Origin of the sequence: Kitasatospora sp. NPDC101235, assembly GCF_044767505.1 — a bacterium.
Classification (GTDB): domain Bacteria; phylum Actinomycetota; class Actinomycetes; order Streptomycetales; family Streptomycetaceae; genus Kitasatospora.
Map to the genome: position 1 here is coordinate 130,144 of NZ_JBIWNZ010000018.1, position 23,895 is coordinate 154,038.

The window sequence follows — 23,895 nt, forward strand, 5'->3', positions numbered from 1 at the left end:
GGCCGCGTACGGGTGCCCGTACGCGGCCGTTCGGTGTCCGGCGCCGCCGGTGCGGCCGTCAGGCGTGCGGGAGCGGGAGCGGGAGCTCGAACCAGACCACCTTGCCCACCGCCTTGCGGGCGGTGCCCCAGCGTTCGGCGAGCTTGGTGACCAGGGTGAGGCCGCGGCCGGTCTCGCCGAGCTGTTCGGCCGGCTCCAGCGAGGGCAGGTTGTGGTTGTCGTCGCTGACCTCGACCAGCAGCTTGTCCACCCGGATCAGCTGGAGCTTCACGGTGTCCCGGGCGACCCGCACGGCGTTCGTCACCAGCTCGCTGACCAGCAGCTCGGTGGTGTCGCTGAGCGCCTCCAGGTGCCAGCCGGCCAGCTGCTCGCGGACCAGCGAGCGGGCCCTGCGGACCTCGCGGTGGTCCACGGTGAGGTCCCAGGTGGCCACCTCGGACGGGGCGACCCCGTCGAAGCGGGCCACCAGCAGGGCGACGTCGTCCTTGCGGTCGTCCGAGTGCAGCCGCCGCAGCACCTCGTCGCAGGCCTGCTCGGGGCTCTGCTGCGGGTCGATCAGGTTGCCGCAGAGCGCGGCCAGGCCGGCTCCTATGTCCCCGCCCCGGACCTCGACGAGGCCGTCGGTGCAGAGCACCAGCATCGAGCCGTCCGAGACGTCGATGGTCTTGGCGACGAACGGCACCCCGCCGACGCCGATCGGCGCGCCGGCCGGGATCTCCAGCAGTTCGCCGGTGCCGTCCGGGTGCACCAGGACGGGCGGGACGTGGCCGGCGCTGGCCAGTTCGCAGGTCCGGTTGATCGGGTCGTAGACCGCGTACAGGCAGGTCGCGAGGTGGTCGTCGCCGAGTTTGTGGGCCAGGTTGTCCAGGTGGCGCAGCAGCTGGCCGGGCGGCAGGTCCAGGGCGGCGAGGGTCTGCATGGCGGTGCGGAAGCGGCCCATCGCGGCCGCCGAGTGCAGGCCGTGGCCCATCACGTCGCCGACCACCAGGGCGACCCGGCTGCCGGGCAGCTGGATCGCGTCGAACCAGTCGCCGCCGACCTCGGCCTTGGGGTCGCCGGGCAGGTAGCGGTGGGCAATCTGCACGCCGGGGATCTGCGGCGGGCGGGTCGGGATCATCGAGCGCTGCAGGGTGGTGGCGACCCGTGCCTCGGCGCGGTGCAGCCGGGCGTTGTCCAGCGACAGCGCGGCGCGGACGGCCAGCTCCTTGAGGGTCGCGGCGTCGCTCTCGTCGAAGGGGGCGCGGTCCGGCAGCCGGAGCAGCTTGAGGATGCCCAGCACGGTGCCGCGGGCCGAGAGCGGGACGACCAGCATCGAGCGGCCGGAGACCACCGGGGCCAGCCGGACGCCGCCGAGGGCGATCGCGTAGTCGACCGCGACGTCCGAGCTGACCACCGGGACCAGCACCGGCTGGTTCAGCTGCAGGGCCATCCCGGGCGGGGTGCGGCGGGGCATGCTGACCAGTGAGCCCTCGGAGAGCACGTGGTCCCAGGCGCCGCCGGTCTCGTTGTAGACCAGGGCGACCCGGCGCAGCATGGTGTCGTCGTCCGGGCGGGCGGCCGGCAGCTCGGAGTCCGCGATCAGCCCGTCCACCAGGTCCACGCAGGCGAAGTCGGCGATCCGGGGGACCAGCACCTGGCAGAGCTCGCGGGCGGTGAAGCCGAGGTCCAGCGTGGTGCCGACCTTGCCGCCGACCTCGTTCAGCAGGGCCAGCTGCTCGCCGGCCTGCCCGTTGGTGAGGAACGAGCCGAGCCGTCCGCCGGGCGGGCCCTCGCCGGCCGCGGGGGCGGGGACCAGGACGGGGACGGGCGGGGCCTGGTCGGTGTGCAGCGGGGGGTGGCCGTTGGCGGAGGGCTCGACGGCGGTGTGCTTGATGGCGGCTGCTCCTGCGGTGGGTGGCGGCACCTCCCGGCCTGAGGCCGGGGGCGGGACGGACGGGCCGCCGTCCGCCGCGGCGCCGCCGACGGCCACCGGCCGGACGGCGGAGGGGACGGCGGACTGGGCGGGGGGACGTTCGGCGGTCTCGCGCTGGACGGGCAGCGGCCAGGGCGGACGGCGGCCGGGCGCGCCCTGTTCGGGCTGCGGCGGCGGGCCGATCCGGGCGGCGCGCTGCTGGGGCGTCGGGTAGCGGCGGCCGAGGCCGGCGGCCGCGTGCGCCGTACCGGTCTGCGCGTCGGCGGGCAGCACCGGCAGCACGGTGGCCGGGTCCAGCCGCAGGGCGGGCAGCCCGCCCTGCTCCAGCGCGGCCAGCAGCGCCGCACGGTGGGTGGCGGGCAGCAGCCGGGCCAGCGGTTCGGGCACCGGCCGCCCGGCCGGGGTGAGCGCCGCGGCCAGGGTGTGGAAACCGCCCCGGGCGCCGGGCGCGGCGGCGAAGGGGAGCAGCCGCTCGCCGAGCGCGAGCCGCGGCCCGGTGGAGCGCAGCGGGCGGGCGTCGGCGGCCAGCGCCAGCAGTCCGCCGGACGGGCCGGGCAGCGGGTAGGCCCACCAGAGCACGTCGCGCTGGTGCTCCTCCCGGTCGGTGACGGTGAGCCGGCCGATCCAGGGCCGGCCGTCGGCGGTCCGCTCGGCGAGGGTGTCGAAAGCGTCGCAGTGGCGGCGGACGGAGCAGCGTTCGAGCACCCGGGAGTCCAGGGCGGGCAGCAGGCCGGAGGCCGGGCGGTCGTGGGCGACCTCGGCGCGGTGGCCGAACAGCTCCTCGGCTGCCCGGCCCCACTGCGCGATCCGGCCGGACCGGTCGACCAGGACGGGGGCGAGCCGGACCAGGGCGGCCACACCCGTCGGGTGGTCACCCGACGCGGTTCCGTCGCCCGCCGGCCGCGGTGTGGAGTTGGACTCGGCCACCATGGATCCGCTCTGCTCCCGCCTGGCCGCCGCGCCCGGGGCGGCCGTCTCTCCGGAGGAAGGCACGCTGTGCGGATACCAGCGAAGCACGGACCGGGCCGGACTCGACACCGAAACGGGGAGATTCCTCAGGATCGGTTGTGTGTCGCGTGCCGCGCGCCGGTCCGTACCCCTGGTTCACCCGGACGGGGCCTGCGACCACGGCGGTAGGGTGGCAGGCCGGACCGCCCGTACGGGTGGTCCGCAGGACGCAGCCGGCCGGACGAGACAGAGGCGAGAAGTGAGCGCACAGAGCCCCGCCCGCTGGACGGACCCGGAGCGCTGGGGGTACCCCCGGCCGGAGGCTGGGGGAGAGCTGGAGGAGCGGGTCGCCGCCGCGGAGCTGGCCTGGCTCAGCATGGACGTGGACGTGCAGACGCTGCGGGTCGAGATCGACAACTTCGCGCTGATCCACCACCAGCTGCTCGGCCCGCTCTACGCCCGGCTGGACGAGCTGGACGCACTGGTCGCCGAGGCCGTGGCGGCCCGCACCGGCCGTCCCGAGGACCTGCGCCGGGCCGCCGAGGCGCGCCGGCAGGTCGAGGAACTGCCGGACCTGGACGCGCTGTTCGACTCGGTGCTGGAGCAGTCCGGCCAGGACGGGGAGACGGCCCCGCCGCCGCCCGCCGCGCCGGAGCGGGTGCGGCCCGGCAAGGAGGCCCAGCGGATCTACCGCGAGCTGGTCCGCCGCGCCCACCCCGACCTGACCACCGACCCGGCCGAGCAGCAGCGCCGGGCCGGTTTCCTGGCCCGGGTCAACGAGGCCTACGCGTACGGGGACGCGGCCGCGCTGGGGGCCCTGGCCACCGAGTGGTCCACCGCGCCGGAGGCCGCGCCCGCCGTCGACGCCCCCGACCGCCCGGACTGGCTGCGCCGCCGGCTGGACTGGCTGACCGCCAAGATCGCCGAGACCGCCGCCGAGCAGGTCCGGCTGGAGCAGACCCCGATGGGCCAGCTGCTCGCCCTCGCCCCGCAGGATCCGGACCGGCTGCTGGAGCAGCTCGCCGAGGAGCTGCTGGCCAAGGCCGCCGAGCGGCAGGCCGAGCTGGAGCGGCTGCTCGGCGGCCCGGCCGACGCGTCCTCCGGCGGCCGCGGTACGGCGCCGGTGGGCGACAATGGCACGCACCCGACCGTCCCCCAGCCTTCGGCCGGGACGTACCCCGATCAGGAGAGCCACACGATGTTCCCGCAGATCCCCTCCGCCGACGCCGCCGCCGTGCCCACCGACGCCGCCCTGCTGGACGTGCGCGAGCAGGACGAGTGGGACGCCGGCCACGTGGCCGGCGCGCTGCACATCCCGATCGGCGAGGTGATCGCCCGCCTCGGCGAGCTGCCGGACGAGAAGCTGTACGTGCTCTGCCGGGTCGGCGGCCGCTCCGCGCAGGTCGTCCAGTACCTGGTGCAGCAGGGCCGGGACGCGGTGAACGTCGACGGCGGGATGCACGCGTGGCAGGGTGCGGGCCGTCCCATGGTGAGCAGCACCGGCCAGGAGGCCTTCGTCCTCTGACGGTCTGGGGCAGGATGGGCGCGCGCGAGCGCGCCGGCACCGGGCCGGCGCCCGCCGACCGGGCGGGGGTGCCATGACCGAGACGACGGACCGGCCGGCTGCCGGGCGGGCCTGGTCCAGGCCCGCGCAGCTGGTCCTCGGCTTCGCCGGGGCGGTGCTGGCCGGCGGCACCGGGCTGTTCCTCGCCGCGGTGTTCCTGCACGTCGCGCCCGCCAACTCGGTGTCCCGGCAGTACCGGGACGAGCTCGACGGCGTGGTGTACCCGGAGTTCGAGCAGAACTGGAAGCTGTTCGCGCCCAACCCGCTGCAGCAGAACGTGAGCGTGGACGCCCGGGTCCGCACCGCCGCGCCCGACGGGACGGCCCGCACCCACGACTGGATCGGGCTGACCGCGCAGGACGTCGCCGCGATACGGGGCAACCCGGCGCCCAGCCACGTCGAGCAGAACCTGCTGCGCCGGGCCTGGGACTTCTACGACGCCTCGCACAACCCGCAGGACGAGACCGCGGCCTCCCCGCGCGGCGCGCTCGCCAAGCAGTACCTCAAGCGGATCGCCCTGCAGCGGATCGGCCGGGAGGCGGACGGTGAGCGGATCCTGGAGATCCAGTTCCGGTCGACCGCGGCCACCGTCCCGCCGCCGTCCTGGAGCGGCGAGGCCGAGCCGCCGGCGCCCCGGGTGCGGGAGCTGCCCTGGTGGCCGGTGGCGGACGAGGACTACCGGGGGCTGCTCGGATGAACGAGGCGACGGTGCGGGCCGGGCAACCGGACGGGGCTGTGGCACCGGACGGGGCGCTGCCGTCGGACGGCGTGCCGCGGCAGGCCGGCGCCGGGCGGCCGATGGAGTCCGGGGCGGTGGAGTCCGGGGCGGTTCGGGAGGCGCGCGGGCCGGGGGCTCCGCTCGGGCGGGTGATGGAGGCCTTCACCGGGCGGGTGCTCGGCCGGCACCAGGCCGCGGTGATGCGGATCGGCTTCGGGCTGGTCTGGCTGGCCTACCTGCTGCGCGAGTGGCCCAACCGGCGGATGTTGTACGGCGACCGCTCCCCCTGGTCGATGGAGCTGGCCGAGCGGCTGCTGACCGACAACGGGGCGTTCACCGTGCTGCCCTGGTTCGGCGGACGGCTCTGGTTCGAGCTGGTCTACCACCTGGCGGTGCTGGCGGCGCTGGCCGTGCTGCTGGGCTGGCGGACCAGGGCGAGCACGGTGCTGTTCCTGGTCACCGTGCTGTCCCTGCAGAACCGCGACGTCTTCCTCGGCGACGGCGGTGACAACGTCGTCCACCTGATGGCCGTCTACCTGGTCTTCACCCGCTGCGCCGAGGTCTGGTCGCTGGACGCCAGGAGGCCGGGGCCGGGGCGGACCGGGGTGGCGCTCTGGGCGGTGCTCGGGGCCGTCCTGGCCGTCTGTCAGTTCGGCGGCTTCGCCGGTGACAGCCTGACCTGGACCGACCGGGCCTTCCCGTACCTCGGTTGGTCGCCGCTGTTCTGGGGGCTCTGGGCGGTGGCCGGGCTCTGGTGGACGCTCGGCCGGCTGCGGCCGGACGGCGAGCCGCGGGCGGTGCTCGACGGGCTGGCGAACATGGTGCACAACTGCGCGATGCTGGTGATCGCCGTCGAGGTGGTGCTGATCTACGCCACGGCCGGCTGGTACAAGGTGCAGGGCTCGCGCTGGCAGGACGGAACCGCGCTGTACTACCCGCTGCACCTGGACTACTTCACTCCCTGGCCGGGGCTGTCCGCGCTGGTCGGCTCGGCGCTGCTGCCGGTCTTCCTGATCTCGTACGGCACCGTCGTCCTCCAGGTGGCGTTCCCGTTCACGCTGCTCAACCGGCGGGTCAAGAACGTCCTGCTGGCCGTCATGGTGCTGGAGCACGCGGGGATCGCGGTGGTGCTCGGGCTGCCGGTCTTCTCGCTGGCGATGATCGCGGCGGACGCGGTGTTCCTACCCACCGGGGCGCTGCTGTGGGCGGCGGCGCGGCTGAGGCGGATCAGGCGCAGGCTCGCCCCCTAGGATGTCGCTATGTCCTGGTTCGCCGCACTTCGTGACACCGCGCGGACCGGGCTCACCCTGGACCGGGCGCTGACCGACCCCAAGAGGGCGGTGCGCGGGGCGGTCGCGGTGGCGCTGGTGCTCTTCCCGACCCTCGCGCTCGGCGGCGTCGCGCTCGCCACCTCGGCCGCGATGGGCGCGTTCATCGCCGGCTCGGCCACCTTCCAGCGCAGCTTCCGGCCCCGGGCCAGCCTCGCCGTGGCGGCCGGGGCCGGACTCGGCATCAGCACCCTCCTCGGCTACCTGGCCGCCGGCGTCCCCGGGCTTTTCCCGGTGCTGCTCGCGGTGTGGGCCTTCGGCGCCGGGCTGGCCTGGGCGATCGGGCCCACCGCCGGGGTGGTCGCCACCAACACCGTCTCGGTGATGCTGATCGTCGTGCAGCTCCCGGTCAGCGTGGCCACCGCGCTCGGCCACGGGCTGGTCGCCGCCCTCGGCGGGGTCGTCCAGGCCACCGTCATCACCGTCTGGCCGATCGGCAGCTGGGCCGCCCAGCGGGAGGCCCTCGCCGACACCTACGCCGAACTCGCCGACTACGCCCGGAGGTTGCGGCAGGACCCGACCGCGCACGTGGACCCCGAGCCGTTCATGACGGCCCGCCACGCGGCCGCCCTCACCCCCTGGCAGGACCGCCACCGTCCGCCCGAGCTGCGCGGCCTGCGCGGCATCGCCGAACGCATCCGGCCCACCCTCGCCGCCCTCGCCGACCCCAAGGTGGGCGCCCCCGAGGAGGGGGCGGAGCGGGACCGGGCCCGGGAGGTGCTGGCGGCCGCCGCCGAGGTCATGGACGCCCTCGCCCGGGCGATCCGCACCGGCGACCCGGTCCGGCTCCCCCGCTCCGCGCCCTCGCTCACCCTGGCCGGCTCGGACGAAGGGCCGCGGCTCCAGGGAGCGGCCCGGCGCTCCGCCCGGCGGCTCGGCGGGCTGCTGCGGAAGGCCGCGGACACCCTGGACCGCAACGACGAGGACACCATCACCACGCCCGTGGTCGGGGCCGGCGGGGCGCTGCACAAGCCGACCATCGCCCGGATGCTGCCGGTCGCGGCCCGGGCCGTCCGGCGGCAGCTGCGGCCGCGCTCGGCGATCTTCCAGCACGCCGTCCGGCTCACCGGGGTCGTCACCGTCGCCTACCTGCTGGCCCGGCTCGCCGGGTTCCACCACGGCTACTGGGCGCCGATGACCGCCGCGATGGTGATGCGGCCGGACTTCGCGCAGACCTACAGCCGGGGCGTCGCCCGGCTGGCCGGGACGGTGGTCGGGGTCGCCGCCTCGACGCTGGTGGTGCAGCTGGTCCACCCCGGGGAATGGGTGCTGGCCGCGCTGGCGGTGGTCTGCATCGGCGGGTCGTACCTGGCGTTCCGGACCGGGTACGCGCTCACCACGGTCGGGATCTCCACGTACGTGGTGTTCCTGCTCGGGCTGCAGGAGGGCAACCCGCTGGTGACGGCCGTCGAACGGGTCGGGCTCACGCTGCTCGGCGGATCGATCGCGCTCGTCACGTACGCGCTGTTCCCGACCTGGCAGACCGCCCGGCTCGGCGAACGGCTCGCCGAGTGGCTGGCGGCGGCCGGACGGTACGCGGGGGCGGTGATCGCCTGCTACGAGAAGCCGGCGGCGCCGCGCGGACGGGCGGTGCGCAGCGCGCTGCTGGACTCGCGGGAGGCGCGGTCCGAGCTGATCCAGGCGATGCAGCGGGCCGACGCCGAACCGGGGCGGCACGAGTCCGGGCTGGCCGGGGTGAGCCGGCGCCAGATCGACCGGGCCCGGGCGGCGGTCGGAGCCCTCGGGCGGGCGGCCGTGCTGCTGGAGGCCCATCTGCCGGCGGCGGACGCGGAGCCCGTGCCGGGGACGGGGGAGTACGCGGAGGAGCTGCGGCTGGCGACGGCGCTCGCGGCGGCGGCGCTGCTGACCGGGCAGCCGGTGGAGTTCGAGGCGGTGCGGGCGGCGCAGGCGCGGTTGGAGGAGGAGTTGGCGGGGGTGCCGGCGGGGGTGCAGCGGGATGTGGTGCGGGCGGGGACCCGGTTGGTGGGGCAGGCGTTGCGGGATCTGGAGCGGGCCTTGCGGGGGAGCTCGTCGACGGGGGGCTTTCGGGAGGGTGGGGGCGGGGCGGCGTTGGAGGCCGGCTGATCTTCCGACGGCCGCCCCTGTGGTCAGGCGGCATGGGCGGCTCGGAGCCAGTTGGTGGACTCGCAGGCGAAGTGCCACTGGTGGCCGGTGAGGAGGAGGTCGGGGGCGGCTTCCGGGAACTGGACGGTGAGGCGGATCCGGAGGCCGTCGGGGGTGTCGGCGAACTCGTGCATGACGCGCAGGACTTCGGTGCCGTCGGCGAGGGTGCCGGTGGCGCCGATGCGGACCGGGAAGGCGTTGTGGCCGGGGCCGGTGATGGGGACGTCGTCGTGGAAGCGGAGGAGGAAACGGGTCGGGCCGGTGCCGATGGTCTCGGCGCTAGCATAGGGGGAGAGTTTTTCTCCGGTTAGGGAGCCGTGGATGAGGGCCGACGCGGAACGCAGCCGCCGCAGGATCCTGGACGCCGCCTGCGAGGTGTTCCTGGAACGGGGCCCGGACGCCCCGCTGGACGCGGTGGTGCGGCGGGCCGGGATCGGGCCGGCCACTCTCTACCGGCGCTTCCCCGACCGGGAGGCGTTGGTCCGGGCGCTGGTCACCGACCTGCTGGCCCGGCTCACCGAGGCCGCCGGGCAGGCGCGGCTGGCCGAGCCGGACCCGTACCTGGCGCTGCGCCGCTTCGTGCACGCCGCCGCCGACCTGCGGATGGGTGCGGCGATCGTGGTGCTGCTGGAGCACCTGGTGGTGGACGAGGAGCTGATGGCGGTCCGTCGGGGCACCGTGGTGGCCGTCGAGGGGTTGCTGCGCGCTGCGCGGGAGGCCGGGCGGCTGCGCCCCGACGTCGGGATGGGGGACCTGGTGCTGCTCTGCGTCCGGGTGTCGCGCCCGCTGCCGGGTGCCCTGGCGGCGCTGGATGCGGACGGCTCGCTGGTCCACCGGCACCTGGACCTGGCGTTGGCCGGGCTGGCCGCCGCCCCGGACGGCCCGCCGGGTCGGGCGCTCGGCTTCGACGAGGTGGTCGCCGCGGCCGGACGTCCCGGTGAGCCGGTTCGGGGACGGGTGACAGAGTGAGCGGGCGATGAGCGGAGCGAAGGTGGGCGCGTGAGCATCATGGACGAGGACGAGCTGGTGCGGGCGTGGCGGGCGGCCGAGCGGGAGCCGGGGGCGGTGCTGCTGGACGGGTTCCACGCGCTGAAGCACGCGCTGCGGTTCGGGGGTGAGGTGCGGCGGGTGCTGACCGCCGACCGGGGGGCCTTGCTGGCGTTGGCGGGTGAGTTGGCGGGGGACGTCGTTCCGGAGCTGGACGGGCTCGCGGTGGAGCTGCCGGAGGCGGCCCTGCGGCGGCTCGTGCCGCGGCTGCACCCGACGGGGGTGGCCGCGCTGGCGGTGCGGCCCGGCGCCGAGGCGAACCGGGCGGTGCTGGGCCGTCGGCCGCGGAAGGCGCCGGTGGTGCTGTTGGAGAATCCGCGCAACCTGGGGAACGTCGGGGCGGTGATCCGGCTGGCGGCCGGGTTCGGTGCCACCGGGGTGGTGACCACCGGCGACCTGGACCCGTGGCATCCGAACGTGCTGCGGGGGAGTGCGGGGCTGCACTTCGCGACTGCTGTGGAGCGGCTGTCCCTGGAGCAGCTGCCCGGCGGGCCGCTGTACGTGCTGGACCCGGAGGGCGCGGACATCCGGGATGTGCCGTTCCCGGACGACGCGCTGCTGGCCTTTGGCACCGAGCGGCACGGTGTCTCGGCCGAACTCAAGGCGCGCGCCGACCAGTTGGTTGCGGTGCCGATGCAGCCGGGGGTGTCCAGCTTCAACCTGGCGACCAGCGTCGCGATGGGTCTGTTCCACTGGATGTCCGGGAAGCGCTGAGGCGCGGCGCCCGGGGTGGGCACCGCGCCTCGGGAGGGTCGTCAGGAGAAGAGCCGGCGCCAGGTGTCCGGGCCGGGGTAGCCGTCGGCCTCGCTGCCGCGCCAGCCCTGCGCCTGCTGGAAGGCCTGGACGGCCCGGCGGTCGCTCTCCGTCCAGCGCGGGCCGGGGCCGACGCTGTACGAGGCGCCGAAGCCCTTGCGGACCAGCTGCTCGCCGAGCTGCCGGACGTGGTCGTTGCTCTGGCCGGGGCCGAAGTACTGCGCACCGGGGAAGGCGGAGCCCCCGGTGGCGGGCGGCAGCGGGGTGCCGCCGTCGATGTTGCGGCCCTTGCCGTTGACCAGGTGGTCCCAGGTGTCCTTGCCGGGGATGCCGTCGGCCTCGCTGCCGCGCCAGCCCTGGGCGAGCTGGAAGGCCTGGGTGGCCTTGCGGTCGGCCTCGCTCCAGCGCGGGCCGGGGCCCGAGGAGTAGTACGCGGCGCCGCCGCGCTGCACCAGCATCCGGCCGAGCTCGGTGACGTACGCGTTGTCGGCGCCGGGGCCGAACCTGTCGGCGCCGGGGAAGGCGGTCGAGGAGGTGCCGCCGCCGTTGCCGCCGGCGGACAGGCCGGTGTAGCGGTACGGGACGTAGGAGCCGGAGTTGTTCCAGTACGCGTACGGGGTGGAGCGCTTCTTGGTGGCGGGGCCGGTCTGCTCGTAGGCCACGTACGTGGTGCGTGAGGAGTCGGTCCAGCCGCCGAAGATCGTCACGTGCGAGCCGGCCTGCGGGTTGGCCGGGTTGTTGTAGATCAGCACGTCGCCGGGCTGGAGGTCGTTCTTGCCGATCCGCTCGGCGAAGCCGGGCAGTGTCCAGGTGGTCTGGCTGCTGCCCAGGCCCCAGGCCATCGAGACGAAGCCGGAGCAGTCCTGGCGGTAGCCGTCCGACCAGTAGCGGCTCATGCTGTACGGCACGCCCTGGTCGACCCAGCTCTGGGCGCGCTGGATGATCTGTGCCCGGGTGACCGGTGCGGCGGCGGCGCGGGGGGCGGCGAAGGTGCGGGCGCCCGGGGCCTGGCCGTAGAGGCCGCTGACCTCGCCCTGGGGGGTCTGCGGCCGGGCGGCGCTGCTGCCGCCCGGAGTGGGGGTGGGAGCGGGGGCCGCGGTGGCGGAGCCGGCGGCGGCCGTCCCGCCGCCTATCGCGGTGCCCACGGCGGCCATCAGCACGGCCGCCCGGCGGCGGACGCTGCGGGCGGCGGCGTGGCCGCCCTCGTGGACCGGCGCGGCGGTGCGCCGTGCGCGTCGGCGGGCACTGCAGCCCCCGCATATGCAGTCCTCCGCCGGTTCGACCTCGTCGAACTCCATGAGCGGGGACAGGGGATCGGTAAGGGTCATGCTCCGCCTCTTTCCTGCGGTCTTTCCTGGTCGCCGCCTGACGGCGGGACAGGAGTGGCCTTCCCGGGCCCATTCCGCGTGTTATCGGGACCAAAGTCCCAAAGCAGGCGGGGTGCGTCACGATGGGTTAGGCCGAACGGGTGACACTCGTTCGGCCCCGGAGCGTGGCGCGGGTCGGTGGGAGCGGCCGGCAGGGGTGAGGCGTGGTCAGCGTGGGATGGCGGGTGAGTACTCGGGGTCGGTCCAGGCCAGCGGGGTGGCGTCGGCCAGCTCGACCACGCCGGTGACGGTCAGTTCGACGATCCGCTCGGCGCCCGGGACGCCCTGCCGGGCCTCCTCGGACCAGTCGGTGCGGGCCTCGCCGGTGACCAGCAGCGACCCACCGGTCTCCCAGTCGGGCAGCAGCAGGCCGGCCCGCGGGTCAAGCTCCAGGTTGCCGAGCGTCAGGAACATGCTGTTGCCCGGGTACTCGGGCCAGCGCAGCCGGTTCGGCGCCACCGGTTCCAGGAAGCCGGGGAAACCGCCGCGGTGGGAGGCGTCCACGCCGCCGTCCGGGCCGGTGCTGGCGATGAAGAAGGTGTCCGCGGTGGCCACCGTCAGGAGCTGCGCGGTGGTCAGCACCGGGCCGGCGGCGACCGTACGGGGCGGGCCGGCGGCCGGGCGGTCCGTCGGGGTGCGGCGCTGGATGTACTTCGGGCAGTTGGCGACCACCTCGTCGGCGTGCACCAGCAGCCCGCCCCGGCCGTCCGGAACGGAGCGGCCGTTGAGCCGCATCCGGCGCCGGCCGGCCGGGTCCAGCGCGATGGTGCCGACCCGGGCGGGGCGGTCCAGTGCCCCGGCCAGCGGGTCGGCCGCGGCCGGGAGGGCGGCGACGGCCATGGTGCGTTCGTCCGGGGCCGAGAGGAAACCGGCCGGGCCCGCCAGCTGGGTGGCCCAGACCCGGCCGTCCCGGTCGGCGGCGCCGACGACCAGCATCCGGCGCTCGGTCAGGAAGCGGGCGGCGACCGCCGGGACGGTGCGGCGGATCGCCCGGCCGGCGTGGTCGGCCCGCTCGGTCCGGCCGGCCCGGGCCTGGGCGGCCCGCTCGCCGGGGTGGTACGGCGTGTCGGTGGTGGTCACGGTCGGCTCCCAGGGGTCCGGTTCCTAGAAGAAGCCGCAGGTCGGGGCGTCGGAGTTGGGGGCGGCGGCCTCGGTCCCGTCGACCCCGGTGCGGGTGTAGACCTCCAGCCGGATGCCGTCCGGGTCGGTGAAGAAGATGCCGCCGGAGGCCGAGCCCTCGCCGTGCGGGACGACGCCGTCGTAGGCGAACCCGGCGCCCAGCTCGCGCAGCAGCCGTTCGGTGGCGCGGACCTCGTCGAGGCTTTCGACCTCGAAGGAGAGGTGGTGCAGGCCGGGGCCGGCGGTGGCGAAGCTGCCCGTGCTCTGCTGCCAGAGCGTCACCACCAGGCGGCCGTCGCGGCCGAGCAGGGCGTAGCGGCGTTCGGGGTCGGTGCCCTCGGTGGTGACCTGGAGGCCGAGGACGGCGCGGTAGAAGTCGATCGAGCGGGCCAGGTCGGTGACGTTCAGACCCACGTGGCCGGTCTGCAGGGTGCGGAGCTGGGTGGTGGTGGACATGCCTGGTCGCTCCCGGAGGCGTCGGTGTCCGGCGAGGCCGCTGCCTAACCGGTACTCATGAGATTAGGAGTTAGGTGATATGCCGTCAACCAGTTCTTCGCAGTGGGGCGGTCAGGTTTTCCGGGCGGGCATGCGAAAGCCCCGCCTGACCGTCAGGTCCGGCGGGGCTGGAGGAGGGGAAGGGCTACGCCCACTCCCAGCGGATGCCGATGTGGCCCGGCTGCTGGTCCGGGGCCAGGACGTGGGCGCTCGCCGAGGCGCCGATCCACAGCTGTTCGCGGCGGTGGTCGACGTCGGCGCCCGGCTCCCGGTCGTAGCGCTCGCAGTGCGCCGGGACGGCCGCCGGGTCGAAGTGCACCTGGAGCACGTACTCGCGCACCGGGGTGGCGAAGCGGCGGCTGTACTCCATGGTCGGGCCGCCGGGCGGGATCTCCACCTCGTACTCGAAGACCGTGCTGTCGCCGAGGCCCAGCGGACGGTCCAGCATCAGCTCGGCGACGATCAGTCCGGCCTCCGGGCGGCGGCGCACCCGGCCCAGCCGGCCGTGCCGCACCGAGGTGATCTCCGGGCAGCCGGCCGCCTCCTCGTCGGCCATGTGCACCACCAGGCAGCGGCCGACGCCGCCGACCGTGGCGCGCACCACCTGGCGCATCCGCAGCAGGTTGCCGCGCCGCTCGGCGTCCACGTAGTAGGAGTCGTGGATGCTCAGGCGCTCCAGCTCGCCGGCCGGCGGGGCGTTCAGCTCGGCGAAGATGTTGGCGATCTCCTGCTCCCCCGGCCAGACGTCCTCCAGCCCGAGGTGGCAGGTGTTGGCCGCGGCGGCCCAGCGGCCGCGCGGGCGCGGCGGGCCGAGCAGCGAGGAGAGCGCGCTGTGCGGCAGGCCGAGCAGCTCCTCCAGCAGGTGGACGGCGCGCAGCGAGCTGGCCCGCTCGGGCTGGCTGCGGCCGCGCCGCCAGTAACTGAGGGTCGTGACGCTGACCCTGACGCCGCGGCCGGCCAGGGCGGCGCGGATGCGGTCCAGGCTGAGGCCGCTGGCCTCGATGGCCAGGTGCAGGGTGTCCGCGAAGCCGCCGACCGGGGCGAGCCGGCCGGGGGGCGGTGCGGGGACGGTGGCGGGAGCCGGTCCGGACGGGCCGGGGCGCTCCGTGTGCGACCCGACCAGCCGCAGTCGCGCGGCGTCCTGAGGCTGCTGTGCGGCCATGCGGTGAACCTCCCCACCAGGTGAGTTCGGTGGGACCGGGCCGGCGCCGGGGCGCGCCGCGAGCGGCTTCACCGAGCTTTGGGGAACCCTATGCACGGTCGAGAGGCTACGTCATCAGTCGTGCGTATGACAGTGGTCACGGCAGGTGGACCGAAGGGTTAGCGATCTTGAAACAGTCCGGAAACACAAGCCGTGGACACGGGCCCTCCCGGGCCGGCGGACCGCCCGGGGAGGGCAGGGGACGGACACCGCCGGGGCGGGCCCTGACGGCTCCGCCCCGGCGGGGGTTCGGTGGTGCTACCGGCCGGTGATCAGTTGACGTTCAGTGCGACGTCGTCGATCACGAAGCTGGTCTGGAGCGACGAGTCCTCGGTGCCGGTGAACGTGACGGTCACGCTCTTGCCGGCGAAGGAGGTCAGGTCCAGGGTGCGCTGGACGTAGCCGGCGGCCGCGTCCGTGTTGGAGTAGGTCGCCAGCGTGGTGCCGTTGGCCTGGACGGTCAGCTTGTCGTACGCGGTGGAGCCGGTCTCCGCGGTGTCGACGTGCAGCCAGAAGGTCAGCTTGGCGGAGGCGCAGCCGGCCGGGATCGAGACGGTCTGCGACATGGTGTCGGTGTGGGCCGAGCCGTAGCCGTCCATCCAGGCCTTCCAGCTGCCCGAGTGGGCCGGCTGGGAGGCGCTGTTGTCGATCACGCCGCTGGAGGCGGTCCACGGGGAGGCGGTGCCGCTCTCGAAGCCGCCGTTGCCGATCAGCTGGGCGGCGGTGCAGCCGCCGGACGGCGGGGTGGTGCCGCCGCCGAGCAGGGCGGTGGTCAGCGCGTCGGCGACCGGGGAGCCCCAGCCGGTGACCTGGTCGTAGCCGGCCTTGGCGGAGAAGTCCTGGTTGGCGCCGGTGGTCACGTCGTGGAAGGTGCTGCCGTAGCTGCTGCTGTTCGCCACCGAGTACAGCCGCGGGCTCGCCTCGCCGAGGACCGGCTGGCCGGCGGCCTTGGCCTTCTGGTTGAACTGGGCCGCGTAGCCGGACCAGAGCGGCGCGGCCGCGCTGGTGCCGCCGTAGACCTGCCAGGCGCCGGCGGTGTAGATCGCGAAGCCGCTGGCCGGGTCGGCGTTGGAGGAGACGTCGGGGACGGTGCGCATGGTGCCGCTGACGCCGGTGCCGGTCTGCCAGCTCGGCTTGGCGAACACGGTGGAGACGCCGCCGCCGGCGGTGCTCCAGGCGCTCTCCGAGGAGTAGGTGTTGCTGCTGGAGACCTTGAGGTTGGTGCCGCCGACGCCGGTCTGGTGCGGGCTGGAGGCCGGGAAGTCGACCGCCTTGACGGTCGAGCCGCTGGTGGAGCGGGTGCAGTCGCGGGAGCCGTCGTCGCCGGAGGCGGAGAAGATCGAGATGCCCTGGGCGGCGGCCTGCTTGAAGGCGTTGTCGACCGCGGTCATCGAGGAGGCGGTGGTGTCCGGCTCGCAGGAGCCCCAGGAGATCGAGACCACCGAGACCCGGTTGTCGGTCACGATCTTGTTGGCCATGTCGATCTCGCCCTGGTCGCTGTTGGGCGCCTCGTAGACCAGCTGGGTGGCCTTGGGCGCCGCGCCGCGGACGATCTCGCTGTCCAGCTCGACCTCGCCCTGGCCCTGGCCGGGGGCGGAGTCGTAGCTCGCGCCGTCCACCGAGACGGTGGAGACGGCCGGGCCGGACAGGCCGTACTGGGAGTCGTAGGTGGTCAGGTTCGAGGACTTGTAGCCGTCGAACTCCCACAGCGCGACCGTGGTGCCGGTGCCGTCCGCGCCGGTCCTGTTGAGGTTGTAGGCGCCGGTGTACTGGGCCGGGGCCATACCGCTCGGGGTGGAGCTCGCGGTGTTCGGGGTGACCGCGTTCGGCGTGGCCAGGCGGTTCTTGCGCACCGCGTGGTTGTCCAGGCCGCTGACGCCCTGGACCACGGCGGCCAGGTCGGACGGGATCGATGCGGCGGCGTCGTTGGCGAAGAAGGCGCGCTGGAGCTGCGGGTCGAGGTACGAGCTCTCGTGCGTGCCGAAGGCCTGGGAGACCTGGGCGGCGGTGCCGTGGGCGTTGACCACCTGGCGGTTGGCGCTCACGTCGGTGACGGTCAGGCCCTGCTGGGCCAGGTAGGTCCTGACCTGGTCGACGGCGGCCTGGGTCGGGCCGAACTGCGCGGTGAACTGCTCCGGCGTCAGGTAGTGGCCGTACTCCGGGGTGCCCGGGGTGGCGACCGCGGTGAGGAAGCGGTCCAGGGCGTCGGTGTTGCGCAGCTTCAGGCTGACGGACACCGCGATCTGCTGCGCGGCCGGGACGTCACCCTTCTTCTCCGAGTGGGCCACTGCGGGGTTCACGGTGTTCGGCAGGGCGACGCGCGGGGTGGCGTTGGGTGTGGCGGCCTGCGCGGTGGAGACGCCGAGCGAGACGGCGGTCAGCGGCAGCACGGCTATCGCCGCGGCGAGGGCAAGGGAGCGGGGGCGCAACGGATCCTCCTCCGGCCGGCTGTGGGGGCCGGCAAGGGGCCAGGCGTTCAGGTCGAGAACGCTGGCTAGAACATGACAGAACCCGTGTGCGAAGTGGCTCATGGCCAGGCAATTCGTTGCTAAAAAACAGTCAACTGTGGAGGGTCGGAAACTCGGCGGTTCCATACAGTGAATGGCCGGGATCCGGGGGCCGGTCCACGCCGGTTCGGGCTGGGAGGGGCGGACGTAGAATCGGGCCGAGCCGAGGAGGGCGATGACTGACGTGCAGCCGGACCCGAGGGACCCGCGACCGCTGATCGGCGAGCCGCTCGCACTCGACCTGCTCAACACGCGCTGGGCCGGAAAGCCCGTCAACGACCTGCTCACCGGCGTCGAGGGGTACGCGCTCTGGCTCTCCTCCGCCGGGCTGAGCGAGCGCTGCGCGGCCGACGAGGCGGGGCTGGCGGCGATCCGGCAGACCCGTGAGGCCATCCTGCTCGCCGCCCAGGACGCCCGCGAGCAGGGCGAGTTGGGCGCAGCTGCGCGGGACGGACTGGACGAGGTGCTGGCGCACGGACGGATCCGGCGGGTGGCGGCGCCGGGCGGGGCCGAGGACCGGATCGAGACCGACCGGCCGCAGTGGCTGGCGCCCTGGCTGGCGGTGGACGGCTTCCTCGCGCTGCTCGGTCAGGGGGCGCGGCGGGTCAAGCAGTGCGCGCACGAGGCGTGCATCCTGCACTTCTTCGACGCCTCGCAGAACGGCCGTCGGCGGTGGTGCCGGATGGCGGTGTGCGGGAACCGGGCGAAGGCGGCGCGGCACTACGTGAAGGCGCGGGGCTGACCGACGGCCGGGCGCCGGGCCGGGCGCCGGGTCGGGTGGACGGGCGGGCGCGCGGTGGGTCGCGCACCCGCCCGAAGGACGGTCAGGCCGGGGCGCCGAGCCAGTCGGTGAGGGCCGTGCGGAGCTCGCCCTGGCCGGGATCGACGGCGGCCCAGGCGACGTAGCCGTCCGGGCGGATCAGCAGGACGGTGTCGCGCAGCTTGCCGTGCGGATCGGCGGGGGCGGCGCAGACCATGCGGTCGGTCCAGGGTTCGGCGGCGGCCAGCTCGTCATTGCTGACCAGGACGAACTTCCCGGCGCGCAGCGCCTCGTAGAGCCGCTCGGGAGCGGCCGGGGCGCCCTCGACGGGCTTGCTCAGGGCGGTCAGCCGGAGATCCGGGACGCGCTTGCCGACCTGCGGGTGGGCGTCCCTGGGGGCGGGGTAGGAGATGCCGATGCCGGAGACCAGCCTGGCGCCGCGCTCGGTGACCGGGTCGAGGTGGCCGCCCAGCGCGGTGAGCGCCCCGCGCAGGGCGCGGGTGGGGGCGGACTCGGCGAGCGCCAGCCGGATCAGCGCGCCCGAGGTGCGCAGGACCGTCCTGCCGACCGGGTGCCGCTCGGTCTGGTAGGTGTCCAGCAGGGCGTCGGTGGCCCGGCCGCGGAGCGCGGCGGCGAGCTTCCAGGACAGGTTGGCGGCGTCCTGCATGCCGGTGTTCATGCCCAGGCCGCCGGCCGGGGAGTGGCAGTGCGCGGCGTCACCGGCCAGGAAGACCCGGCCGGAGCGGTAGTTGGGGGCCTGCCGCTCGTCGCTGTGGAAGGTGGAGCTCCAGCGCACCTCGTGCAGGCCGTAGTCCTCGCCGAGGACGGCCCGGCTGAGGGCGGTGAGCTGCTCGGCCGAGGGGGTGGTGCCGTCCGGGTACCGTTCCTCGCGGTCCCAGGCGATGATCCGGAACCAGCCGTCGCCGAACGGGGCGATGAAGACGAAGCCGGCCTGGTTGGCGGCGGCGGTGATCGCCTGGGCGGGCTCGCGCTCCAGCCGGACGTCGGCCAGCGCCACCGAGTCGACCACCGACTCCCCGGGGAACGGGATGCCCAGCAGGTCGCGGACGGTGGAGTGGACGCCGTCGGTGGCGACCGCGTACGCGGCGCGGTGGCTGCGGCCGTCCCGGGTCTCCAGCGTCACGCCCTCGGCGTCCTGGCGCAGTCCGGTGACCTCGGCGCCGCGCAGCACGGTGGCGCCGGCCTTCTCCGCGCGATCCAGCAGCAGCCGTTCGACGTTGTACTGCGGGGTGATCAGGACGAACGGGAAGCGGGTGGGCAGCGAGCCGAAGTCGATGCCGAAGCGGTCGAACAACCTCAGTTCGGTGAGCGGACGGCCGGTGGCGATCAGCTCCTCGGCCAGGCCCCGGGCGTCCAGCAGCTCCAGGGTGCGCGCGTGCACGCCGAAGGCCCGGGTGAGGTTGGACTCGGCGGACCGCTTCTCCAGCACGGTGACGCCGACTCCGGAGGCGGCGAGATCGCCGGCCAGCAGCAGTCCGGTCGGTCCGGCGCCGACGATCAGGACGTCGGTTTCGGTCGTCGGCTTCACGGCCATGTGTCAGCTCCCGTTGCTCGGAGGGCGGTCGGACGCCGTTCCCGGCGTTCGCCCAGCCTCCATCATCGCGGGCGCGGTCGGAGCCGTGAACCGCCGGGCCCCGGCGGTGGGTGACCGCCGGGGCCCGGATCCGCCGGTACGGGGCTCAGGAGTGCCGGCGGATCTCCACCGTGCGGAACCGGTTGGCGACGAACGCGCCGTCGCAGTAGGCGGAGTTGGCGGCCGGGTTGGCGCCGGTGCCGTGCAGGTCCGAGAAGGCGGCGGTCTGGTTGGGGTAGACCCCGCCGGTGAGGTTGAGCGAGAGCGAGACGCCGGAGTCCAGCGCGGCCTCGACCAGCAGCGCCTCCACCTCGGGCGAGGTGGTGTAGCCGGAGGCGGTCATGGCGCCCTTCTCGCGGACCGTGGTGCGCAGCAACTCGACGGCGGCGGCGGTGGATTCGACGGCGACGACGAAGGAGACCGGGCCGAAGCACTCGTTGCGGAAGACCGCGCGGTCGTCCGGCTTGTCGGCGTCCAGCCTGACCAGCGCGGGGGTGCGGACGGTCGCACCGGGGAAGTCCGGCGAGGTCACCGGGCGCGGGGCGAGGGCGAGTTCGCCGTACTCGCCGCCGGCCGCGGCGGCCGAGCGCTGGAGCACCCCGGGGTTGACCACGGCACCGAGGATCGCCGCGGCGCGGGCGTCGTCGGAGAGCAGGCCCTCGATGGCGCCGGCCAGGTCGGTGACCACCTGGTCGTAGGACTTGTCGCCCTGGTCGGTGGCGATGCCGCCGCGCGGGATCAGCACGTTCTGCGGGGTGGTGCACATCTGGCCGCTGTAGAGCGAGAGCGCGAAGGCCAGGTTGCCCAGCATGCCCTTGTAGTCGTCGGTGGAGTCGATCACCACCGCGTTGACGCCGGCCTTCTCGGTGTACACCTGCGCCTGCTTGGCGTGCTCCTCCAGCCAGTCGCCGAAGGCGGTGGAGCCGGTGTAGTCGATCAGCTTGATCTCCGGGCGGACGGCGAGCGCCTGGGCGACGGTGCCGCCCTCGTGCTCGGCGGCCAGGCAGACCAGGTTGGGGTCGAAGCCGGCCTCGGCGAGCACCTCGCGGGCGATCCGCACGGTCAGCGCGAGCGGCAGCACGGCCCGCGGGTGCGGCTTGACCAGCACCGGGTTGCCGGTGGCCAGCGAGGCGAACAGCCCGGGGTAGCCGTTCCAGGTGGGGAAGGTGTTGCAGCCGATCAGCAGCGCGAGGCCGCGCGGGACGACGGTGAACTCCTTGGTCATCACCAGCGGGTCGCGCTTGCCCTGCGGCTTGGTCCAGCCGGCCTGCTGCGGCAGCCGGGTCTGCTCGGCGTAGGCGTAGGTGACCGCCTCCAGGCCGCGGTCCTGGGCGTGCGGGCCGCCGGCCTGGAAGGCCATGCCGTAGGCCTGGCCGGTGGTGTGCATGACGGCCTGGGCGAACTCGTGGGAGCGGGCGTTGATCCGGTGGAGGATCTCCAGGCAGACGGCGGCGCGCTCCAGCGGGGTCGCGGCGGCCCAGCCGGGGCGGGCGGCGGTGAGTGCGGCGATCAGCGCGTCCGGGCCGGCGTGCGGGTAGGTGATGCCCAGCTCGACGCCGTACGGGGAGGCCTCGCCGCCGACCTGGTCGCCGTCGGTGGGGTGGCCGTCGAGGGTGAAGGGCCGGCCGAGCAGGGCGTCGAAGGCGGCCTTGCCGTCCGCCGGGCCGCTCTCGCCGTAGGCCTTCGGGAACTCGGGGTAGGGCGACCAGTAGTCGCGCTTGGCGGCGGCGGCGAGCGCGGCGTCCAGGGTGGCCTGGTGGCGCTCGACCAGCTCGCTGACGAGGGGGTGGGTGACCGCTGCGGACATCTGTGCGCTCCTCGGAGGGCCTCGAAAAGCAGGACGGGACACGTCACAGGGTAACCGAACGATCGGTCGGCTCAAGAGGGTGCCGTGGCGGGGAATCCACCGAAACGAACGGGGGCGCGTCCGTGGCGGACGCGCCCCCGTGGGCTCGGGCGAGCAGGGGTCTACGGCACGCCGAGCTCGAATATCACGTACCCGGCGTACCAGCCGGAGGCGACCGCACCGGTGCCCAGGACGGTGGCCAGCACCGGCAGGCTCAGCTTGCGCATCCCCACCGCCAGCGCGATGAACAGCGGGAACGCGGGCAGCAGGTAGCGCGAGACGTTGCCGAAGATGCCCAGGCTGCCGAGCACCGAGACGATCGTGGCGAGCGTGTAGGCGGTCAGCACCAGCGGCGGGCGCAGCCGGATCAGCAGCACGATCAGCATCGGCAGGCTGAGCACGATCAGGGTGGCGAACAGGTCCGGCAGCGGGAAGGCGAAGGGGTAGTCGCTGCGGCCCAGCAGCACCCCGCGGATCGCGTGCCAGGTGCCCTGGCCCCAGTCGAAGTAGTGCAGCCAGGCGTCGTGCTGGAGTCGGAAGTAGCCGCCCCACTCGCCCGTCCGCCAGCCCACCCAGCCGACGTAGCCGAGCAGGCCGAGCGGGGCCAGCAGCATCGCGGTCAGCGGGCGCAGGACGCCGCTCTCCCGGCGGTACAGCTCGACCAGCGCGGCCAGGCCCACGGCGCCGATCAGGGCCGCCGAGGTCGGCCGGTTGAGCCCGGCGACCAGGGTGATCACCCCGGCAGCGACCCACTGCTTGGTCATCACGCAGTAGCAGGCCCAGGCGGCCAGGGCGACGAAGAGGGAGTCCGAGTAGACCGCCCACTCGGCGCCCGAGCCCGGGGCGATCGCCCAGATCCCGGCCGCGATCACGCCCGAGCGCGCGTCGCCGGTCAGCTTCTCCACCACGGCGTAGATGCCGGCCGCGGCGAACAGCGAGGCCACCACCGAGACCAGCATCCCGGCGCCGTACAGGCCGAGGCCGGTGGCGTCCGAGGTGAGCCGCATCAGGCCCGGGTAGAGCGGGAAGAACGCGGCCGAGTTCTGCTCGACGTTGAAGCCGACCGGCCCGTTCGGTATCGGGACGAGCGCCGGGTGGTACCCGAACTGGGCCACCTGTTGGTACCACCAGCCGTCCCAGCTGGCCACCACGTCCCAGGGATTGGCGCCGCCGCCGAACCGGGCCGGCTTCGTGGCGTACGCGCCGGCGAAGGAGAGCAGCTTCATGAAGACGGTGAAGCCGATCAGCTTCAGCACCGCGTAGCACCACACGGCCGGTCCGAAGCGGACCACCAGGGCGCGGGCGCGCTCCTGCCAGGTGCGCGCGGCGTCGTCCGGATCCCCGCTGCGCTGCTCTGGCACGTCGGAGGCGACTGCCCGTATTGCGTTCATCGGCCGTGGACCCCAGTGCTCTGGACGTGGACGGATCGTCCGGAGAGTCTAGGGCCTGCCTCCTTCGGTTGGTGTGGACCAGCCGGACCCGATCGAGTACCGCCAGGGGCGGCCGGGGATACTCGGAGGATGGCCGATCACACCACGCGCACCGCCTACACCGTGGAGTCACTGCTCGCGGTGACCGTCGACGTCTTCAACGAGCGTGGCTACGACGGCACCTCCATGGAGGACCTGTCCCGGGCGGCCGGGATCTCCAAGTCCTCCATCTACCACCACGTGCGCGGCAAGGAGGAGCTGCTGCGCCTGGCGGTCGGGCGGGCGCTGGACGGGCTGTTCGCGATCCTGGCCGAGCCGGCCGCGGTCGAGGGCCCGGCGGTGGAGCGGCTGGAGCACGTGGTGCGGCGCACCACCGAGGTGCTGCTGGAGGAGCTGCCGTACGTGACGCTGCTGCTGCGGGTGCGCGGCAACACGGCCACCGAGCAGTGGGCGCTGGAGCGCCGGCGGGACTTCGACCACCAGGTCGCCGGGCTGCTGCGGGCGGCGGTCGCGGACGGCGCGCTGCGCGCGGACGTGGAGCCGCGGCTGGCCACCCGGCTCCTGTTCGGGATGATCAACTCGATCGTGGAGTGGTACCGGCCGGGGCTCAAGGCCGCCGACGGGGTCGCGGACGCGGTGGTCCACCTGGCCTTCGACGGGCTGCGGGCGCGCTGAGCCGTCCCCTCACGAGAGGGGCGGCACCTGGTCGGTCTCCTCGAAGACCAGCATGGTGCGGGTGCCGAGCACCTGGGGGATGGACTGGATGCTGCCCAGCACCAGCTCCCGCAGGGTCTTGTTGTCGGCGGTGTGCACCAGCAGCAGGACGTCGAAGTCCCCGCCGACCAGCGCGATGTGCGCCACCCCGGGCAGTTCCAGCAGCTGCTCGCGCACCGTCCGCCAGGAGTTCTGGACGATTTTCAGGGTGATGTACGCGGACGCGGCCTGACCCGCCCGTTCGTGGTCCACCCTGGCAGTGAAGCCGCGGATGATGCCGTCCTCGACCATTCTGGAGATCCGGGCGTACGCGTTGGCCCGGGACACGTGCACCCGCTCGGCCACCGAGCGGATGGAGGCGCGACCGTCCTGCTGCAGCAGCCGCAGGATCGACCGGTCGACCCGGTCGAGTCTGGACATCTGTTCAGCCGACATGACCCCCCACCCTCCCCGATTGGACGTACTGCC

The 23,895-nt window shown here is 74.4% G+C and carries 19 protein-coding genes; 8 read left to right on the top strand and 11 right to left on the bottom strand.

The features are described 5' to 3' along the window. Positions 1-58: 58 nt before the first annotated feature. On the bottom strand, positions 59-2,905 hold the full coding sequence (locus ACIRRH_RS27415; protein ID WP_403072567.1) for a SpoIIE family protein phosphatase: 2,847 nt from the start codon (positions 2,903-2,905) through the stop codon (positions 59-61). Positions 2,906-3,119: 214 nt separating this feature from the next. Between ACIRRH_RS27415 and ACIRRH_RS27420 the strand changes: the two genes are divergently transcribed. From ACIRRH_RS27420 to ACIRRH_RS27435, 4 genes are all read left to right on the top strand, one after another. Continuing rightward, positions 3,120-4,385: a rhodanese-like domain-containing protein gene (locus ACIRRH_RS27420; RefSeq protein ID WP_403072570.1), complete on the top strand. Its 1,266-nt coding sequence runs from the start codon at positions 3,120-3,122 to the stop codon at positions 4,383-4,385. Between the two features lie 73 nt (positions 4,386-4,458). Further along, a complete protein-coding gene (locus ACIRRH_RS27425; protein WP_403072573.1) occupies positions 4,459-5,121 on the top strand; it encodes a DUF5819 family protein in 663 nt (220 codons plus the stop codon). Continuing rightward, positions 5,118-6,392 (top strand): HTTM domain-containing protein, encoded by a 1,275-nt coding sequence (locus tag ACIRRH_RS27430; protein ID WP_403072576.1) that lies wholly within the window; start codon positions 5,118-5,120, stop codon positions 6,390-6,392. Before ACIRRH_RS27425 ends, ACIRRH_RS27430 begins: the two co-directional genes overlap by 4 nt. A 9-nt stretch (positions 6,393-6,401) precedes the next feature. Further along, a complete protein-coding gene (locus tag ACIRRH_RS27435) occupies positions 6,402-8,555 on the top strand; it encodes an FUSC family protein (RefSeq protein ID WP_403072579.1) in 2,154 nt (717 codons plus the stop codon). A gap of 23 nt (positions 8,556-8,578) precedes the next feature. On the opposite strand, the gene ACIRRH_RS27440 is transcribed toward ACIRRH_RS27435, so the two are convergent. After that, on the bottom strand, positions 8,579-8,728 hold the full coding sequence (locus ACIRRH_RS27440) for a hypothetical protein (RefSeq protein ID WP_403072582.1): 150 nt from the start codon (positions 8,726-8,728) through the stop codon (positions 8,579-8,581). A 187-nt stretch (positions 8,729-8,915) separates the two neighbouring features. Here ACIRRH_RS27440 and ACIRRH_RS27445 point away from each other — a divergent pair, with 187 nt between their 5' ends. Beyond that, positions 8,916-9,563, top strand: a complete 648-nt coding sequence (locus ACIRRH_RS27445) for a TetR/AcrR family transcriptional regulator (protein ID WP_403072585.1) — start codon at positions 8,916-8,918, stop codon at positions 9,561-9,563. Between the two features lie 39 nt (positions 9,564-9,602). Further along, positions 9,603-10,355, top strand: coding sequence for a TrmH family RNA methyltransferase (locus tag ACIRRH_RS27450; protein WP_403072755.1), 753 nt, complete (start codon positions 9,603-9,605; stop codon positions 10,353-10,355). A gap of 41 nt (positions 10,356-10,396) precedes the next feature. Here ACIRRH_RS27450 and ACIRRH_RS27455 read toward each other — a convergent pair whose 3' ends face one another. From ACIRRH_RS27455 to ACIRRH_RS27475, 5 genes are all read right to left on the bottom strand, one after another. Next, positions 10,397-11,722, bottom strand: coding sequence for a peptidoglycan-binding protein (locus ACIRRH_RS27455; RefSeq protein ID WP_403072588.1), 1,326 nt, complete (start codon positions 11,720-11,722; stop codon positions 10,397-10,399). A gap of 207 nt (positions 11,723-11,929) precedes the next feature. Then, positions 11,930-12,841, bottom strand: coding sequence for a pyridoxamine 5'-phosphate oxidase family protein (locus ACIRRH_RS27460; protein ID WP_403072590.1), 912 nt, complete (start codon positions 12,839-12,841; stop codon positions 11,930-11,932). A gap of 24 nt (positions 12,842-12,865) precedes the next feature. Continuing rightward, positions 12,866-13,336: a VOC family protein gene (locus ACIRRH_RS27465; RefSeq protein ID WP_403072593.1), complete on the bottom strand. Its 471-nt coding sequence runs from the start codon at positions 13,334-13,336 to the stop codon at positions 12,866-12,868. A 184-nt stretch (positions 13,337-13,520) separates the two neighbouring features. Next, positions 13,521-14,537, bottom strand: a complete 1,017-nt coding sequence (locus tag ACIRRH_RS27470) for an XRE family transcriptional regulator (protein ID WP_403072596.1) — start codon at positions 14,535-14,537, stop codon at positions 13,521-13,523. A gap of 311 nt (positions 14,538-14,848) precedes the next feature. Beyond that, on the bottom strand, positions 14,849-17,005 hold the full coding sequence (locus tag ACIRRH_RS27475; protein WP_403072599.1) for a protease pro-enzyme activation domain-containing protein: 2,157 nt from the start codon (positions 17,003-17,005) through the stop codon (positions 14,849-14,851). A gap of 253 nt (positions 17,006-17,258) precedes the next feature. On the opposite strand from ACIRRH_RS27475, the gene ACIRRH_RS27480 reads away from it, so the two are divergent. Beyond that, the gene (locus ACIRRH_RS27480; protein ID WP_403072601.1) at positions 17,259-17,825 is read left to right on the top strand and encodes a CGNR zinc finger domain-containing protein; all 567 of its coding nucleotides are present in this window, start codon (positions 17,259-17,261) and stop codon (positions 17,823-17,825) included. An 82-nt stretch (positions 17,826-17,907) separates the two neighbouring features. Here ACIRRH_RS27480 and ACIRRH_RS27485 read toward each other — a convergent pair whose 3' ends face one another. The 3 genes from ACIRRH_RS27485 to ACIRRH_RS27495 all read right to left on the bottom strand — a co-directional run bounded on the left by ACIRRH_RS27485 (position 17,908) and on the right by ACIRRH_RS27495 (position 22,674). Next, positions 17,908-19,398 (bottom strand): FAD-dependent oxidoreductase, encoded by a 1,491-nt coding sequence (locus ACIRRH_RS27485; protein ID WP_403072604.1) that lies wholly within the window; start codon positions 19,396-19,398, stop codon positions 17,908-17,910. A 145-nt stretch (positions 19,399-19,543) separates the two neighbouring features. Continuing rightward, on the bottom strand, positions 19,544-21,244 hold the full coding sequence (paaN, locus tag ACIRRH_RS27490; RefSeq protein WP_403072607.1) for a phenylacetic acid degradation protein PaaN: 1,701 nt from the start codon (positions 21,242-21,244) through the stop codon (positions 19,544-19,546). Positions 21,245-21,405: 161 nt separating this feature from the next. After that, positions 21,406-22,674: a hypothetical protein gene (locus tag ACIRRH_RS27495; protein ID WP_403072609.1), complete on the bottom strand. Its 1,269-nt coding sequence runs from the start codon at positions 22,672-22,674 to the stop codon at positions 21,406-21,408. 129 nt (positions 22,675-22,803) lie between these two features. Between ACIRRH_RS27495 and ACIRRH_RS27500 the strand changes: the two genes are divergently transcribed. Further along, the gene (locus tag ACIRRH_RS27500) at positions 22,804-23,388 is read left to right on the top strand and encodes a TetR/AcrR family transcriptional regulator (protein ID WP_403072611.1); all 585 of its coding nucleotides are present in this window, start codon (positions 22,804-22,806) and stop codon (positions 23,386-23,388) included. Positions 23,389-23,397: 9 nt separating this feature from the next. On the opposite strand, the gene ACIRRH_RS27505 is transcribed toward ACIRRH_RS27500, so the two are convergent. Further along, entirely contained in the window at positions 23,398-23,862 is a 465-nt protein-coding gene (locus tag ACIRRH_RS27505; protein WP_403072614.1) for an Lrp/AsnC family transcriptional regulator, read from the bottom strand. Between the last annotated feature and the right edge of the window lie 33 nt (positions 23,863-23,895).